Genomic DNA, 15,216 nt, shown 5'->3' with positions numbered 1-15,216 from the left:
CCGGGCGCCCGTCTCCGGCCCGGAGGCCTCAGCCCGCCCCCGGGCGCACCAGCCCGCTCTCGTACGCGTACACCGCGGCCTGCACCCGGTCGCGCAGGCCCAGCTTGGTCAGCACGTGCCCCACATGCGTCTTGACGGTGGTCTCCGACACGAACAGCTCGGCGGCGATCTCCGCGTTCGACAGGCCGCGGGCCACCAGCCTGAGCACCTCGACCTCGCGTTCGGTCAGGGCGTGCAGCGGCTGCGGCACCGAATCCTCCCCGGACGGCAGCCGCCCGGCGTACTTGTCCAGCAGCCGCCGGGTGATGCTCGGCGCGAGCATCGCCTCGCCCGCGGCCACCACCCGGATCGCCTGCACCAGCTCGGCCGCCGGCGCGTCCTTGAGCAGGAAACCGCTGGCCCCCGCCCGCAGCGCCTCCACCACGTACTCGTCCAGGTCGAACGTCGTCAGCACCAGCACCTTCGCCGGGCCCGAGCGGTCGGGACCGGTGATCTGCCGGGTCGCCTCCACCCCGTCCATCCGGGGCATCCGGATGTCCATCAGGACCACGTCGGGCTGCAGCGCCCGCACCTGGTCCAGCGCCTGCTGGCCGTCCCCGGCCTCGCCCACCACCGCGATGTCGGGCTCGGCCTCCAGGATCATCCGGAAACCGGTACGCAGCAGGGGCTGATCGTCCACCAGCAGGACGCGGATCGCCACGGTCTTCCTCCGTCTTTCGCTAGACCGGACCATTCTCACCGACGACGGGCAGCGCTCCCGCGATTTCCGCCAGCGGATACGGCGGGGGAGTCCCCCCGAATTCCGGACAGAACGCCTGGTGGTCGCACCACCCGCACAGCGCGGTGCGCCGCGGCAGCCACTCCCCGCTCGCCGTCGCCGCGCGGATCGCCTCCCACAGCGCCAGCAGCCGCCGCTCCGTCCGCAGCAGGTCGGCCTCCGACGGGTCGTACGTCAGCACCTCGCCACTGCCCAGGTACACCAGCTGGAGCCGCCGCGGCACCACCCCGCGCAGCCGCCACAGCACCAGCGCGTAGAACGTCATCTGGAAGAGCGGCTCGTCCCGGTACTCCGGGCGCGGGGCCTTGCCGGTCTTGTAGTCCACCACCCGCAGCTCGCCGGTCGCCGGTGCCACGTCCAGCCGGTCGACATAGCCGCGCAGCGTCAGGCCGGACTCCAGCACCGTCTCCACGTACAGCTCGCGCTCGGCGGGCTCCAGCCGCGTCGGATCCTCCAGGGTGAACCAGCGCTCCACCAGCGCGCCCGCGCCCTCCAGCCACTCCGCGAGCGCGGCAGGCTCCGCCGCGTCGAACAGCGCCGCCAGCTCCGGGCGGGCGGCCAGCAGCCGCTCCCACTCGCCGGGCACCAGGGCGCGGGCTCGCTGCGGGGTGCGCTCGGCGGCCGGGGCGTCGAAGAGCCGCTCCAGCACCGCGTGCACCACCGTGCCGCGGGTCGCGGCCGGGCTGGGCTTCTCCGGCAGCTTGTCGATCACCCGCAGCCGGTAGAGCAGCGGGCAGCGCATGAAGTCCGCCGCGCGGGAGGGCGAGAGCGACGAGGGCGGGCGCGGGTGCCTGCCCCGCCCGGCCGTGCCCGCGCCTGCTTCGCTTTCGGTGGTCGTCCCCATGGCAGACGACCTTACGGCCTGCCACCGACAAGCCGGTGCCCGCCGGACGTAACGGAGCAATAGCATGGCTGCCGAGGCCTCGGTCACGCATGATCGGTACTGATCGCACCGGTCGGGACGGGGCGGGACCGGGATCTTCCAGCCGAGCGAGGGGAAGCAGTGAGCGAGAGCGGTGGGCCGCCGTCCGGCAAGAACGACGCCCCTGGGGGCGACCCCGCCACGGCCGCGCGCGGCCCCGGCGGAGGGCTCCTGATGGGCCGCTTCTTCGGCGTCCCCATCTACGTGGCGCCCAGCTGGTTCCTCATCGCCGCCCTGATCACCTGGGTCTTCGGCGACCAGCTGGACACCGTGCTGCCCGAACTGGGCCGGGCGCGCTACCTGGTCTCGTTGTTCTTCGCCGTCGCCTTCTACGGTTCGGTGCTCGTCCACGAGCTGGCCCACACCGTGGCCGCGCTGCGCTTCAAGCTCCCCGTGCGGCGGATCCAGCTGCAGTTCTTCGGCGGCATCTCGGAGATCGAGAAGGAGTCCGACACCCCCGGCCGAGAATTCGTCCTCGCCTTCGTCGGACCGCTGCTGTCGCTGGTGCTCGCGGGCGTCTTCTTCGGCGGCATGCAGCTGGTGGAGTCCGGCACGGTCCCCGGCGTGCTGCTCGCCGGACTGATGATCAGCAACCTCATCGTGGCGATCTTCAACTTCCTGCCCGGACTGCCGCTCGACGGCGGCCGGATGCTGCGCGCCGTCGTCTGGAAGATCAGCGGCCGCGCCATGACCGGCACCGTCGCCGCCGCCTGGGTCGGCCGGGCCCTCGCGCTCGCCGTCCTCGTCGGGCTGCCGATGCTCTCCTACGGGCGCGACGCCGGCGGCAGCGGCGTCGACTCGCTCACCGACGCCCTGCTCGCGGCGATCCTCGCCGCCATCATCTGGACCGGAGCCGGCAACAGCCTGCGCATGGCCCGGCTGCGCGAGCGGCTGCCCGCGCTGCGCGCCCGCACCCTCACCCGGCGGGCCGTCCCGGTCGCCTCCGACACCCCGCTGTCCGAGGCGCTGCGCCGCGCCAACGACGCCGGCGCCCGCGCGCTCGTCGTCGTCGACGGCCACGGCGACCCGACCGCCCTGGTGCGCGAGTCCGCGATCGTCACCACCCCCGAGCACCGCCGCCCCTGGATCGCCGTCGGCGGCCTCGCCCAGGACCTCACCCCGGGCATGCGGGTGTCCGCCGAACTGGCCGGCGAGGACCTGCTCGACCGGCTGCGCGCCACCCCCTCCACGGAGTACCTGGTCGTCGAGCCCACCGGGGAGATCTACGGCGTGCTGTCCACCTCGGACGTCGAGAAGGCCTTCATCGCGGCCATGTCCCGCCCGTAGCGCCCCCGCCAGGGGTGGACGGGCCGACACCGCCGGGGACGCTCCGGGGCGGCCGGAGCAGGCCCGGTACGGCCGGGGAGGGCGCCCGGTACGGCCGGAGGCGTGCGCGGGACGGCCGGGAGCTGCGTCCGGTGCGGCCGGGAGCTGCGTCCGGGACGGTCGGGAGCGGGGGAAAAGCCCGATAAGGTGATCCCCATGTCCGAACCGACCGGTGCCGCCCGCCGTCGCGGGCCCTTCAGAGTCGGGGACCAGGTCCAGCTCACCGACCCCAAGGGACGCCACTACACCTTCACGCTCGAAGCCGGGAAGCAGTTCCACACCCACAAGGGCGCCTTCCCGCACGACGAGCTGATCGGTGCCCCCGAGGGCAGCGTGGTGCGTACCACGGGAAACGTCGCGTATCTCGCGCTGCGCCCGCTCCTCCCCGACTACGTCCTGTCCATGCCCCGCGGCGCCGCCGTGGTCTACCCCAAGGACGCGGGGCAGATCCTGGCCATGGCCGACATCTTCGCCGGCGCCCGCGTCGTCGAGGCCGGTGTCGGATCGGGATCGCTCAGCACCTTCCTGCTGCGCGCCATCGGCGACCACGGCATGCTGCACAGCTACGAGCGCCGCGCGGACTTCGCCGAGATCGCCTCCCAGAACGTCGAGCGCTACTTCGGCGGCCCGCACCCGGCCTGGCAGCTCACCGTCGGCGACCTCCAGGACAACCTGTCCGACACCGAGGTCGACCGCGTCATCCTGGACATGCTCGCCCCCTGGGAGTGCCTGGAGGCCGTCTCCAAGGCCCTGGTGCCCGGCGGCATCCTGTGCGCCTACGTGGCCACCACCACGCAGCTCGCCCGCACCGTCGAGTCGATCCGCGAGCACGGCAGCTTCAACGAGCCCGCCGCCTGGGAGACCATGGTGCGCACCTGGCACGTCGAGGGCCTCGCCGTCCGCCCCGACCACCGGATGATCGGCCACACCGGCTTCCTGCTCACCGCCCGCCGCCTCGCGGACGGCGTCGAGCCGCCGCTGCGCCGCCGCCGCCCCGCCAAGGGCGCCTACGGCGAGGACTACACCGGTCCCGGCAGCGGCTCGGGCGCCGACAGCTAGGGCCCGGCCGCCGGGGCGCACGGAAGCCGGGGCGCCCGGCGGCCAGGGCCCGGCCGCGGGGTCATGCCCCTGGGGGTACGCCGAATTTCGGCCAACTTCGGTACGACGCCGCCGGTTTGTCCGTTCCGCACAAGCCGGCGGCCCGTTTCCCGGAGCCATCCGGCAGCCCCCGCACCCCGTCCCGCGGGGCACACCCGCCCCCGCCGTTCCCGCCCGGTGTGACGTGTGGCACGATGCCCGCAACCCCCGCCGAGCGACCCCGGGAGACAGGCGAGTGCAGCCCTCCGCAGGTCAGGACGTGGACCTCCCGCACACCCGCGCCCGGAGCGTCCACTGGATCACCACCGCCGCCGCGGTCGGCGCCGTGGTGGCCGCGATAGCCGCCATCCAGCCCGCCGACGCCTCGCCGCGCACCCACACCGCGGCCGCGCCCGCCGGCCCCGAGGGGCCCGCGGCCCCCGTCGCCCCGCCCGACCCGCATGCCGCCACCTACCCGCTGACCTGCGCCCCGGGCACCTCGCCCGACGTCGTCAGCCAGGTCTCCGGCGACCTCGACGGCGACGGGCGGCCCGAGACCGCCGTCGTCGTGCGCTGCCACTCCGACACCGGCACTCCGCCCAGCGGCGTCTACGTGCTCAGCCTCCCCGCCAAGCCCGGCGGCCCGCCGCGGATCGCCGTCACCCTGGTCAAGCCGCAGGACAACCGGCAGATCCGGGACTTCCGGCTGGAGGACGGCACCGTCAAGGCCACCGTGCTGGGCTTCTCCTCCGACAGCGTCCCGCAGTGCTGCCCCGACATGAGCCGCACCTACACGTGGGAATGGCGCGGCGACCGCTACGTCGCGCTGCCCGGCCCCGCCCCGAACACCGTCTGAGGCAGCCCGCGCGGCCCCGGCCCGGGGCCGCGCCGAGCGGCTACTCGGCGTCGGGCCCGTACACCTCGACGCGGTCGGCCACCCGGCGCACATGGATGCAGTCGCCGGGACACTCCTTGGCGGAGTCCACCACGTCCCGCAGCAGGGGCAGCGGGACGGGTACGGTGGCCCCGGGCGTCTGGACCAGCTCGTCGTCCGCGTCCTTCACGTAGGCCAGACCGTCGATGTCCAGCTCGAACACGTCCGGCGCGTACTGCACACAGATCCCGTCGCCGGTGCACAGATCCTGGTCGATCCAGACCTCGAGCGCCTCAGCCGCCTCAGCCGTCTCGTTGCTCACGGAAACTCATCCCTGCCGTTGGTCGTTCAGGAAGCAACCGGCCCATCCGGCTGTTGACCGAATCGACGATACAACCGGCTGCTTTCCGGGCGCGCTCGGTGGGTATCTCAGTGGCGGAGGGACGTGCGCAAGGGTGAAGATCGGACACACCGCGATCGTCTTTGTGATCTAGGGGTTTCAACCCCCACCAGCCCAGGTAGGGTCTGGAAACGTCCAGCTCCCCTTGGAGGAGGTGAGGACCGTGGCGGCCCACGACGACGACATCAACCGTGGCGGCCGACCCGCTCGGGGTTCGGAAGAACCCATGAGCCAGGTCGCCTTTCTTGAGCAGGAGATCGCCGTCCTGCGACGCAAGCTCGCCGACTCTCCGCGGCACACGAGGATTCTCGAGGAGCGGATCGTCGAGCTGCAGACCAATCTGTCCGGCGTGTCCGCGCAGAACGAACGGCTGGCGGGCACCCTCCGCGAGGCCCGCGACCAGATCGTGGCCCTCAAGGAGGAGGTCGACCGGCTCGCGCAGCCGCCGGCCGGCTTCGGCGTCTTCCTGCAGGCCAACGACGACGGCACGGCGGACATCTTCACCGGCGGGCGCAAGCTCCGGGTGAACGTCAGCCCGTCCGTCGACCTCGACGAGCTCCGGCGCGGCCAGGAACTGCTGCTCAACGAGGCGCTCAACGTGGTCGAGGCCATGGAGTTCGAGCGCATCGGCGACATCGTCACCCTCAAGGAGATCCTGGAGGACGGCGAGCGGGCCCTGGTCATCGGCCACACCGACGAGGAGCGCGTGGTCCGGCTCGCCGAACCGCTGCTCGACGGCACCCTGCGCACCGGCGACGCCCTGCTGCTCGAACCCCGCTCCGGCTACGTGTACGAGCGCGTGCCCAAGAGCGAGGTCGAGGAGCTGGTGCTCGAAGAGGTCCCCGACATCGATTACCGCCAGATCGGCGGCCTCGGCAACCAGATCGAGCAGATCCGCGACGCGGTGGAGCTGCCCTACCTGCACGCCGACCTGTTCAAGGAATACGAACTGCGCCCGCCCAAGGGCGTACTCCTCTACGGCCCGCCCGGCTGCGGCAAGACGCTCATCGCCAAGGCCGTGGCCAACTCGCTGGCCAAGAAGGTCGCCGAGGTCACCGGCCAGCCGCAGGGCAAGAGCTACTTCCTGAACATCAAGGGCCCCGAGCTGCTGAACAAGTACGTCGGCGAGACCGAGCGGCAGATCCGCCTGGTCTTCCAGCGGGCCCGCGAGAAGGCCAGCGAGGGCACCCCCGTCATCGTCTTCTTCGACGAGATGGAGTCGCTCTTCCGCACCCGCGGCAGCGGCGTCAGCTCCGACGTGGAGAACACCATCGTCCCCCAGCTGCTCGCCGAGATCGACGGCGTCGAGGGCCTGGAGAACGTCATCGTGATCGGCGCCTCCAACCGCGAGGACATGATCGACCCGGCCATCCTGCGCCCCGGCCGGCTGGACGTGAAGATCAAGATCGAGCGTCCGGACGCCGAGGCGGCCAAGGACATCTTCTCGAAGTACCTCCTGGACACCCTCCCGCTGCACGGCGACGACCTCGCCGAGCACGGCGGGTCGCCCGCGGCAACCGTCGACGCGATGATCCAGTCGGTCGTCGAGCGGATGTACTCCGAGACCGAGGAGAACCGCTTCCTGGAGGTCACCTACGCCAACGGTGACAAGGAAGTCCTGTTCTTCAAGGACTTCAACTCCGGCGCCATGATCCAGAACATCGTGGACCGGGCCAAGAAGATGGCGATCAAGGCCTTCCTCGACCACGAACAGCGCGGAATGCGGGTCTCCCACCTGCTCGCCGCCTGCGTGGACGAGTTCAAGGAGAACGAGGACCTGCCCAACACCACCAACCCCGACGACTGGGCCCGCATCTCCGGAAAGAAGGGCGAGCGGATCGTGTTCATCCGCACCCTGGTGACCGGAAAGCAGGGCGCGGACACCGGACGATCCATCGACACCGTGGCGAATACCGGACAGTATCTGTAGGCACTACCCTCCGGCTGCGGGTCCCCACAGCGGGCACCCGCAGCCGGTGTGTGTTTCCCGCCCCGCACGGGCCGGGGCCGGGCAAGGAGGGCCGCATGACCGTACGGCGAGTAATGGGCATCGAGACGGAGTACGGGATCTCCGTCCCCGGCCACCCCAATGCCAATGCCATGCTCACCTCGTCCCAGATCGTCAACGCGTACGCGGCGGCGATGCACCGGGCGCGCCGCGCCCGCTGGGACTTCGAGGAGGAGAACCCGCTGCGGGACGCCCGCGGCTTCGACCTCGCCCGGGACGCCGCCGACACCAGTCAGCTGACCGACGAGGACATCGGCCTGGCCAACGTCATCCTGACCAACGGCGCCCGGCTCTACGTCGACCACGCGCACCCCGAGTACTCGTCCCCCGAGATCACCAACCCGCGCGACGCGGTGCTGTGGGACAAGGCCGGCGAGCGCATCATGGCCGAGGCCGCGCAGCGCGCCGCCCAGCTGCCCGGCGCCCAGCCGATCCACCTCTACAAGAACAACACCGACAACAAGGGCGCCTCCTACGGCACCCACGAGAACTACCTCATGCGGCGCGAGACGCCGTTCTCGGACATCGTCCGGCACCTCACGCCCTTCTTCGTCTCCCGCCAGGTCGTCACCGGCGCCGGCCGCGTCGGCATCGGCCAGGACGGTCAGGGCCACGGCTTCCAGCTCAGCCAGCGCGCGGACTACTTCGAGGTCGAGGTGGGCCTGGAGACGACCCTCAAACGGCCCATCATCAACACCCGCGACGAACCGCACTCCGACGCCGAGAAATACCGCCGGCTCCATGTGATCATCGGCGACGCGAACCTCTCCGAGATCTCCACCTACCTCAAGCTCGGCACCACCGCCCTGGTGCTGTCGATGATCGAGGACGGCTTCATCAAGGTCGACCTCGCCGTCGACCAGCCCGTCCGCACCCTGCACGAGGTCTCCCACGACCCCGGGCTGCGCCAGCTCGTCACACTGCGCAACGGCCGGACACTCACCGCCGTACAGCTCCAGATGGAGTACTACGAGCTCGCCCGCAAGTACACCGAGGAGCGCTACGGCACCGACGCCGACCCGCAGACCAAGGACGTGCTGGCCCGCTGGGAGGACGTGCTCAACCGGCTGGAGAGCGACCCGATGAGCCTGGCGCGGGAGCTGGACTGGGTCGCGAAGCTGGAGGTCCTGGAGGGCTACCGGCGCCGTGACGGCCTCGGCTGGGACGCCGCCCGGCTCCAGCTCGTCGACCTCCAGTACGCCGACGTACGCCCCGACAAGGGCCTCTACAACCGCCTGGTCGCCCGCGGGCGCATCCAGCGCCTGCTGGACGAGCCGGAGACCGCCCGCGCCGTCACCAAGCCGCCGGAGGACACCCGGGCGTACTTCCGCGGCCGCTGCCTCGAACAGTACGCCGACGACGTGGCCGCCGCGTCCTGGGACTCGGTCATCTTCGACCTCCCCGGCCGTGACTCCCTGCAACGCGTCCCCACCCTGGAGCCCCTGCGCGGCACCCGCAAGCACGTCAAGGAACTCCTGGACCGCTGCCGCAGCGCCGAGGAACTGGTGCGCATCCTGTCCGGCGGCTGATCCCGCAACGGTCTCCGGCGGCCGGGCCCCGGCAACCGATCTCCGGCGGCCGAAGCACGGCTGAAACGGGTCAGAACCGGGAATCAACGGGGTAGCACTCGGACGTTGACTAATCGAGAGCCAAGATCAGGGCCGCCTTGTAGGGTCGATCTTGCAGGGCACGCAACCGAGCGGGGTGAGGGACATGGCAACCAAGGACACCGACGGCGGGCAGCAGAAGGCAACGCGTTCCACGGACGAGGTCGAGGAGGTCCAGGAGGACACCAAGGCCGCCGATGACCTCAAGGAGCGCCAGGAGAAGCTCTCCAGCGACGTCGACTCCGTCCTCGACGAGATCGACGACGTACTCGAGGAGAACGCCGAGGACTTCGTGCGAAGCTTCGTTCAGAAGGGTGGACAGTAATCGCGGATGTGAACGAGGGCTCCCGGTGGTGCCCTCGCTGCCGAGAAGAGCTGCCTTCCACCGCCCTCGCGCGGAACAGAAGTACACGCGACGGCTTCCAACGGGGCTCTGCGTGATCTGTCCCGCCGCGCCCCCGATCCATGTGGATCACTGCCACGAAACGGGTAGGGTCCGGGGCGTACCGTGCTTCAACTGCAATTCCGCCATCGGCAAGTTGGGTGACGATCCCGGCACATTGCGGCGGGCTATCGCTTACTTGGAGGGAAACGCGTGGAAGCCAACTCTCGTAGCACCGGGCGTCTACCAGCTGCCTTCCTGACGCCCGGCTCGTCGTCCTTCCTGGACTTCCTGGGGGACCATGCCCCCGGGCTGCTGCCGGGGAACCGGGCGCTGCCGCCGCTCAAGGGGGCGGTCGAGCTGCCGCACGGGACGACGATCGTGTCCGCGGTCTTCGACCGCGGGGTCATCCTTGCGGGTGACCGGCGGGCGACGATGGGCAATGTGATCGCGCAGCGCGACATGGAGAAGGTCTTCCCGGCCGACGAGTACTCGGCGGTGGGCATCGCGGGTACCGCGGGGCTCGCGGTGGAGATGGTCAAGCTCTTCCAGCTGGAGCTGGAGCACTACGAGAAGATCGAGGGCGCGACGCTCTCCCTGGAGGGCAAGGCCAACCGGCTGTCCACGATGATCCGGGGCAACCTGAGCATGGCGCTGCAGGGCCTCGCGGTCGTCCCGATCTTCGCCGGTTACGACCCGGACCGCGGCAAGGGCCGGATCTTCTCCTACGACGTCACGGGCGGCCGCAGCGAGGAGCTGGGCTTCGCGGCCACCGGCTCCGGTTCGGTGTACGCCCGGGGCACCCTCAAGAAGCTCTACCGGAGCGACCTGACGGAACGCGAGATGACCACCGCCGTCGTCCAGGCGATCTACGACGCGGCGGACGAGGACTCGGCGACCGGCGGTCCCGACCTGACCCGGCGCATCTTCCCGACCATCACCGTGATGACGGACGAGGGCTTCCGCCTGCTGCCCGACTCCGAGGTCGGCCCGATCGCCCGCGAGGTGGTCGAGGCGCGCCAGGGCCGCCCCGACGGCCCCCAGGCCCCGGTGCTGTGACCGCGGGTCAGCCGACGTCCCTCCGCGCGCTCCCAGCGCCGATCGCAGAAAGGCACGGTTAGCCGGTGTCCACGCCCTTTTACGTCTCACCCCAGCAGGCCATGGCGGACCGCGCCGAATACGCCCGCAAGGGCATCGCGCGCGGCCGCAGTGTGGTGGTGCTCCAGTACACCGACGGCATCGTCTTCGTCGCGGAGAATCCGTCCCGCGCGCTGCACAAGGTCAGTGAGATCTACGACCGGATGGCCTTCGCGGCGGTCGGCAAGTACAACGAGTTCGAGAATCTGCGGCTCGGTGGTGTCCGTTACGCCGACCTGCGCGGATACACCTACGACCGGGCCGATGTGACGGCCCGGGGCCTGGCCAACGTCTACGCGCAGACGCTCGGCACGATCTTCTCCAGCGTGGGCGAGAAGCCCTACGAGGTGGAGCTGATCGTCGCGGAGGTCGGGGCTGCGCCCGAGGACGACCAGATCTACCGGCTGCCGCACGACGGCTCCATCGTCGACGAGCACGGGGCCGTCGCGGTCGGCGGGAATTCCGACCAGATCGGCAGCTACCTCGACCAGCGGCACCGCGACGGCATGAGTCTCGCGGAGGCGCTGGCGCTGGCGGTCGACTCGCTCAAGCGCGACACCAACGGCAGCGACCGGCAGATCACCGCCGAGCAGCTGGAGGTCGCGGTCCTGGACCGTACGCGCCCGCAGCAGCGGAAGTTCAAGCGCGTTCTCGGCACCCAGGTGGCCCGGCTGCTCGACGAGGCCGCCGCGCCCGGGGCCGAGCCGGAGGCCGCAGCGGACGAGGAGGAGCCGCCGCCCACCGCGTAGGGCACGGGCCCGCCGCCCTATGCGGGCGGCGGGGCCGTGGAACCGCGCGGGACGAGGGTGAGGGGCAGTTCCACCGCGGGGGCGGGGCGGCCCGCGAGGACGGCGAGCAGCGCGCGCATGCCGTGCTCGCCGATCGCCTCGGCGGGCAGCCGTACGGTGGTCAGCTCGGGGTCCAGCGCCCGCGCGAGGGACAGGTCGTCGAAGCCGGTCACGGAGACGTCGGCGGGTACGGACAGCCCCAGCGCGCGGGCGCCCTTGCACGCCCCGGCGGCGAGGATGTCGTCGTCGCACAGCAGCGCGGTGGGCCGCGGTCCCGGCGCGGTGAGGGCGCGTACTGCGGCGCCGAGGGCCGCGTCGACGCCCAGCGCGGAGTGGTGGGTCACGGCCGCGGGCGCGCCGGCGGCGGCGAGTTCCGCGGTGACGGCCTGCGCGCGGGCGCGGAAGGTCCAGGTGTCGACGTCCGCGGCGATGTGGGCGATGCGCCGGTGGCCGAGGGCGAGCAGGTGCCGGACGACCTGGCGGATGCCGTCGGTGACGGCGAGGTTGACGGTGGGCGGTCCGCCGGGCACGTCGGGGTCGCTGTCGAGCATGACGAGCGGCAGTCCGCCGTCGCCGATGCCGGTGAGCGCGTCGGCTGCCATGGACGAGGCGATGACCCCGTCGATGGCGGTGCGCGCGGAGCCGAAGGGGTCGCGGGCCGGGCCGGTGCCGGCGGGGGAGGGGTAGAGCACGACGCCGAAGCCGTGTTCGGCGGCGACCCGGGCGGATCCGGCGTAGACCCGGGCGAAGTACTCGTGGGTGAGGGCGGGGACGACGAGCATGGCCGTCCTGGTCGCGCCGAGCCGCAGGCTGCGTGCGGCGAGGTTGGGCCGGTAGCCGAGCCGGGCGGCGGTCTCGCGTACCGCCTGCGCGGTGGGTTCGGAGACCCGGCCGCGCCATTTTCCGCCGAGGACGAGGGAGACGGTCGCCTGGGACACCCCGGCGGCGCGTGCCACGTCCCGTGAGGTGACCCGTGCGTCCCGGGCCGCCGCGCCGCGCAGGGTCCCGGACGGGCGGTGCGCGGCGGCGGGCCCGTCCGCGCTGCCCGGGGCGGGGGGCGGCGGGGTGGCGGGATCGTGCACTGCGGACTCCGTGGTCGGGTCGGGCGGATGGACCGGCGGCTGGCGCCATGGTACGTATGAGGGCCGACGTTATACGTAACACCAGAGAGGGGCGGGCATGGGCGGCGCCGGGTACGGGGAGCTGCTGCGGACACCGCACGCGGCGCGGCTGCTCGGCGGGACGCTGCTGGGACGGCTGCCGAACGCCATGGCCGCGCTGGCGGTGCTGCTCTTCCTGCGGGACGAGGGCGCGGGCTACGGGCTGGCGGGCGGCCTGTCGGCGGTGTACGGCTGCGCGGTGGCCGTGGGGCAGCCGCTGCTGGGGCGGGCGGTGGACAAGCGGGGGCAGCCGCGGGTGATGGCCGGGGCGGCGCTGCTGTCGGCCGCCGGGTTCGCGCTGCTCGCGGCGACGGGCCCCGACCCGCTGCCGCTCGCGGTGGCCGCCGTGGTGCTCGCGGGGGTGGCCACGCCGCCGCTGGAGGGCGGGCTGCGGGCGCTGTGGCCCGGTGTGCTGGGCGACAGCCCGGAGCGGGTGCAGCAGGCGTACGCGCTGGACGCGGCCGCCCAGGAGGTCATGTTCGTCGTCGGGCCGCTGCTGGTGACGCTGCTGGTGGCGGCCGCCTCGCAGGCCGCCGCGCTGGTGGCGACGGGGTTGCTGGGCGTGGCGGGCACCCTGGTGGTCGTCACGTCCCCGCCGTCGCGCCGCTGGCGGGCCGCCGGGCGCGAGGCGCACTGGCTCGGCGCGCTGCGCTCACCGCGGCTCGCGGTGCTGCTGGGCGCCTTCTTCTTCCTGGGCATCGCGCTCGGCGCCCTCGCCCCGGCCGCGGTGGCGTACGGCGACGCGCACGGCGGCGGCGCCACAGCCTCGTACGTGCTGGCCGTCAACGGGCTGGGCGCGCTGGCCGGCGGCGTCACGTACGGGTCGCGGAACTGGCCGGGCACCCCGGAGCTGCGGCTGCGGGTGCTCGCGGTCGCCCTCGCGTGCTGCTACGTGCCGCTGCTGCTCGCCCCGGGCCTGCCCGGGATGCTGCCGCTGGCCGCGCTGTCCGGCTTCTTCCTCGCCCCGGCGCTGGCCTGCGGCTTCGTGGTGGTCGACCGGCACGCGCCGGCGGGGACGGTGACGGAGGCGTTCTCCTGGGTGGTCACGGCCGTCGGTGTCGGCGGCGCGCTGGGGACGGCGGCCGCGGGCGCCGCCGCCCAGCGCGGCGGCGCGGCGGCCGGATTCGCCGTGACGGCGGCGGGCTGCGCCGTCGCGACGGCGGTACTGCTGGCGACCGGCGGATTCCTGACGGCGGCAAACCTCGAAACCCGGCCGGAAAAAGATCCAAATCGTGCCGTCGAACCCCGTTTCAGCTCCACGCATCAGGCGTAATGTTCAGACATGGACCGCCGCATTTTCGGGCTGGAGAACGAGTACGGCGTCACGTGCACGTTCAGGGGACAGCGGCGCCTGTCCCCTGACGAGGTGGCGCGGTACCTCTTCCGCCGTGTCGTGTCATGGGGCCGGAGCAGCAATGTTTTCCTCCGCAACGGCGCCCGCCTCTACCTCGACGTCGGCTCGCACCCGGAGTACGCCACTCCCGAGTGCGACAACGTCACCGAACTCGTCACGCACGACAAGGCCGGTGAACGGATCCTGGAAGGCCTTCTCGTCGACGCCGAACGCCGGCTGCACGAAGAGGGCATCGCCGGGGATGTCTACCTCTTCAAGAACAACACCGACTCGGCCGGCAACTCCTACGGATGCCACGAGAATTACCTGGTGGCCAGGCACGGAGAATTCTCCCGGCTGGCCGACATCCTGATTCCCTTCCTCGTGACGCGGCAGCTGCTGTGCGGCGCGGGCAAGGTGCTCCAGACCCCGCGCGGCGCCGTCTTCTGTGTGAGCCAGCGCGCCGAGCACATCTGGGAGGGGGTCAGCTCGGCCACCACCCGCTCCCGGCCGATCATCAACACCCGCGACGAGCCGCACGCCGACGCCGAGCGCTACCGCAGGCTGCACGTCATCGTCGGCGACTCCAACATGTCCGAGACCACGATGCTGCTCAAGGTCGGCGCGACCGACCTGGTGCTGCGGATGATCGAGGCCGGGACGGTGATGCGCGACCTGACGCTGGAGAACCCGATCCGGGCCATCCGCGAGGTCAGCCACGACATAACGGGACGCCGCAAGGTCCGTCTCGCCTCCGGGCGGGAGGCGTCGGCGCTGGAGATCCAGGAGGAGTACTACTCCAAGGCCGTGGAGTTCTGCGAGCGCCGCGGCATCCGCAGCGGTGTCATCGAGCAGGTGCTGGAGCTGTGGGGCCGGGCGCTGGAGTCGATCGGCAGCGGTGACCTGGGCCGGATCGGCACCGAGATCGACTGGGTCATGAAGTACCAGCTGATCGAGCGCTACCGGACCCGCGACAACATCTCCATGTCGCATCCGCGGGTCGCGCAGATAGACCTCGCCTACCACGACATCCACCGCCGCCGGGGCCTGTACTACCTGCTGGAGCGCAAGGGCCAGGCCGCGCGTGTCTGCAACGACCTGCGGATCTTCGAGGCGAAGTCCGTGCCGCCGCAGACCACCAGGGCCCGGCTGCGCGGTGACTTCATCCGTCGCGCCCAGGAGCAGCGCCGCGACTTCACCGTCGACTGGGTGCATCTGAAGCTCAACGACCAGGCGCAGCGCACCGTGCTGTGCAAGGACCCCTTCCGGTCGGTCGACGACCGGGTGGAGAAGCTGATCGCCGGAATGTAGGACCGGGCGGCCCGGCGCGCCGGGCCGCACTCGGCCGAAATCCCTGCACAGCAAGCCCACAGGCCCCGTACGGACGTCGTACGGGGCCTGCGGCACACCGTAGGGTGTGGGGC

Annotated in this window: 14 protein-coding genes and 1 pseudogene; 11 read left to right on the top strand and 4 right to left on the bottom strand. The window is 71.8% G+C overall.

Annotated elements, in window-relative coordinates; all coding sequences use genetic code 11:
• Nucleotides 1-28: 28 nt before the first annotated feature.
• Both ACH4PY_RS14200 and ACH4PY_RS14195 read right to left on the bottom strand, forming a co-directional pair.
• On the bottom strand, nucleotides 29-700 hold the full coding sequence (locus ACH4PY_RS14200; RefSeq protein WP_398180723.1) for a response regulator: 672 nt from the start codon (nucleotides 698-700) through the stop codon (nucleotides 29-31).
• Between the two features lie 19 nt (nucleotides 701-719).
• Nucleotides 720-1,622, bottom strand: coding sequence for a RecB family exonuclease (locus ACH4PY_RS14195; protein WP_398180720.1), 903 nt, complete (start codon nucleotides 1,620-1,622; stop codon nucleotides 720-722).
• A gap of 159 nt (nucleotides 1,623-1,781) precedes the next feature.
• Here ACH4PY_RS14195 and ACH4PY_RS14190 point away from each other — a divergent pair, with 159 nt between their 5' ends.
• The 3 genes from ACH4PY_RS14190 (at nucleotide 1,782) to ACH4PY_RS14180 (ending at nucleotide 4,959) form a co-directional block, all read left to right on the top strand.
• Nucleotides 1,782-2,987: a site-2 protease family protein gene (locus ACH4PY_RS14190; protein WP_398180717.1), complete on the top strand. Its 1,206-nt coding sequence runs from the start codon at nucleotides 1,782-1,784 to the stop codon at nucleotides 2,985-2,987.
• 195 nt (nucleotides 2,988-3,182) lie between these two features.
• Nucleotides 3,183-4,085 carry a tRNA (adenine-N1)-methyltransferase gene (locus ACH4PY_RS14185; RefSeq protein WP_398180714.1) on the top strand — a complete coding sequence of 301 codons (903 nt, stop codon included), beginning with the start codon at nucleotides 3,183-3,185 and terminating at the stop codon, nucleotides 4,083-4,085.
• Nucleotides 4,086-4,359: 274 nt separating this feature from the next.
• The gene (locus ACH4PY_RS14180) at nucleotides 4,360-4,959 is read left to right on the top strand and encodes a hypothetical protein (protein ID WP_398180711.1); all 600 of its coding nucleotides are present in this window, start codon (nucleotides 4,360-4,362) and stop codon (nucleotides 4,957-4,959) included.
• A 40-nt stretch (nucleotides 4,960-4,999) separates the two neighbouring features.
• Here the strand turns inward: ACH4PY_RS14180 and ACH4PY_RS14175 are convergent, their stop codons facing one another.
• Entirely contained in the window at nucleotides 5,000-5,299 is a 300-nt protein-coding gene (locus ACH4PY_RS14175) for a ferredoxin (protein ID WP_398180708.1), read from the bottom strand.
• Nucleotides 5,300-5,540: 241 nt separating this feature from the next.
• Here ACH4PY_RS14175 and arc point away from each other — a divergent pair, with 241 nt between their 5' ends.
• The 6 genes and pseudogenes from arc (at nucleotide 5,541) to prcA (ending at nucleotide 11,260) form a co-directional block, all read left to right on the top strand.
• A complete protein-coding gene (gene arc / locus ACH4PY_RS14170; protein ID WP_398180705.1) occupies nucleotides 5,541-7,307 on the top strand; it encodes a proteasome ATPase in 1,767 nt (588 codons plus the stop codon).
• A gap of 95 nt (nucleotides 7,308-7,402) precedes the next feature.
• A complete protein-coding gene (gene dop, locus ACH4PY_RS14165; protein WP_398180701.1) occupies nucleotides 7,403-8,914 on the top strand; it encodes a depupylase/deamidase Dop in 1,512 nt (503 codons plus the stop codon).
• Nucleotides 8,915-9,098: 184 nt separating this feature from the next.
• The gene (locus ACH4PY_RS14160) at nucleotides 9,099-9,317 is read left to right on the top strand and encodes a ubiquitin-like protein Pup (RefSeq protein ID WP_398180698.1); all 219 of its coding nucleotides are present in this window, start codon (nucleotides 9,099-9,101) and stop codon (nucleotides 9,315-9,317) included.
• Between the two features lie 103 nt (nucleotides 9,318-9,420).
• Nucleotides 9,421-9,636, top strand: a pseudogene (locus ACH4PY_RS14155) (endonuclease VII domain-containing protein); the annotation flags it as partial.
• A complete protein-coding gene (gene prcB, locus ACH4PY_RS14150) occupies nucleotides 9,588-10,433 on the top strand; it encodes a proteasome subunit beta (RefSeq protein WP_398180695.1) in 846 nt (281 codons plus the stop codon). The pseudogene ACH4PY_RS14155 and the gene prcB, both read left to right, overlap by 49 nt.
• A gap of 65 nt (nucleotides 10,434-10,498) precedes the next feature.
• Entirely contained in the window at nucleotides 10,499-11,260 is a 762-nt protein-coding gene (gene prcA / locus ACH4PY_RS14145; protein WP_398180692.1) for a proteasome subunit alpha, read from the top strand.
• Between the two features lie 17 nt (nucleotides 11,261-11,277).
• On the opposite strand, the gene ACH4PY_RS14140 is transcribed toward prcA, so the two are convergent.
• A complete protein-coding gene (locus tag ACH4PY_RS14140; protein WP_398180890.1) occupies nucleotides 11,278-12,300 on the bottom strand; it encodes a LacI family DNA-binding transcriptional regulator in 1,023 nt (340 codons plus the stop codon).
• Nucleotides 12,301-12,478: 178 nt separating this feature from the next.
• On the opposite strand from ACH4PY_RS14140, the gene ACH4PY_RS14135 reads away from it, so the two are divergent.
• Nucleotides 12,479-13,732: an MFS transporter gene (locus ACH4PY_RS14135; protein ID WP_398180689.1), complete on the top strand. Its 1,254-nt coding sequence runs from the start codon at nucleotides 12,479-12,481 to the stop codon at nucleotides 13,730-13,732.
• A gap of 9 nt (nucleotides 13,733-13,741) precedes the next feature.
• The gene (gene pafA / locus ACH4PY_RS14130; protein WP_398180686.1) at nucleotides 13,742-15,103 is read left to right on the top strand and encodes a Pup--protein ligase; all 1,362 of its coding nucleotides are present in this window, start codon (nucleotides 13,742-13,744) and stop codon (nucleotides 15,101-15,103) included.
• The last annotated feature ends 113 nt before the right edge of the window (nucleotides 15,104-15,216 follow it).

The organism is Streptomyces sp. NPDC021224 (assembly GCF_044332905.1).
GTDB lineage: Bacteria > Actinomycetota > Actinomycetes > Streptomycetales > Streptomycetaceae > Actinacidiphila.
The sequence above is the reverse complement of the archived record's forward strand: the minus strand, read 5'-3'. Positions and strand labels throughout refer to the sequence as shown.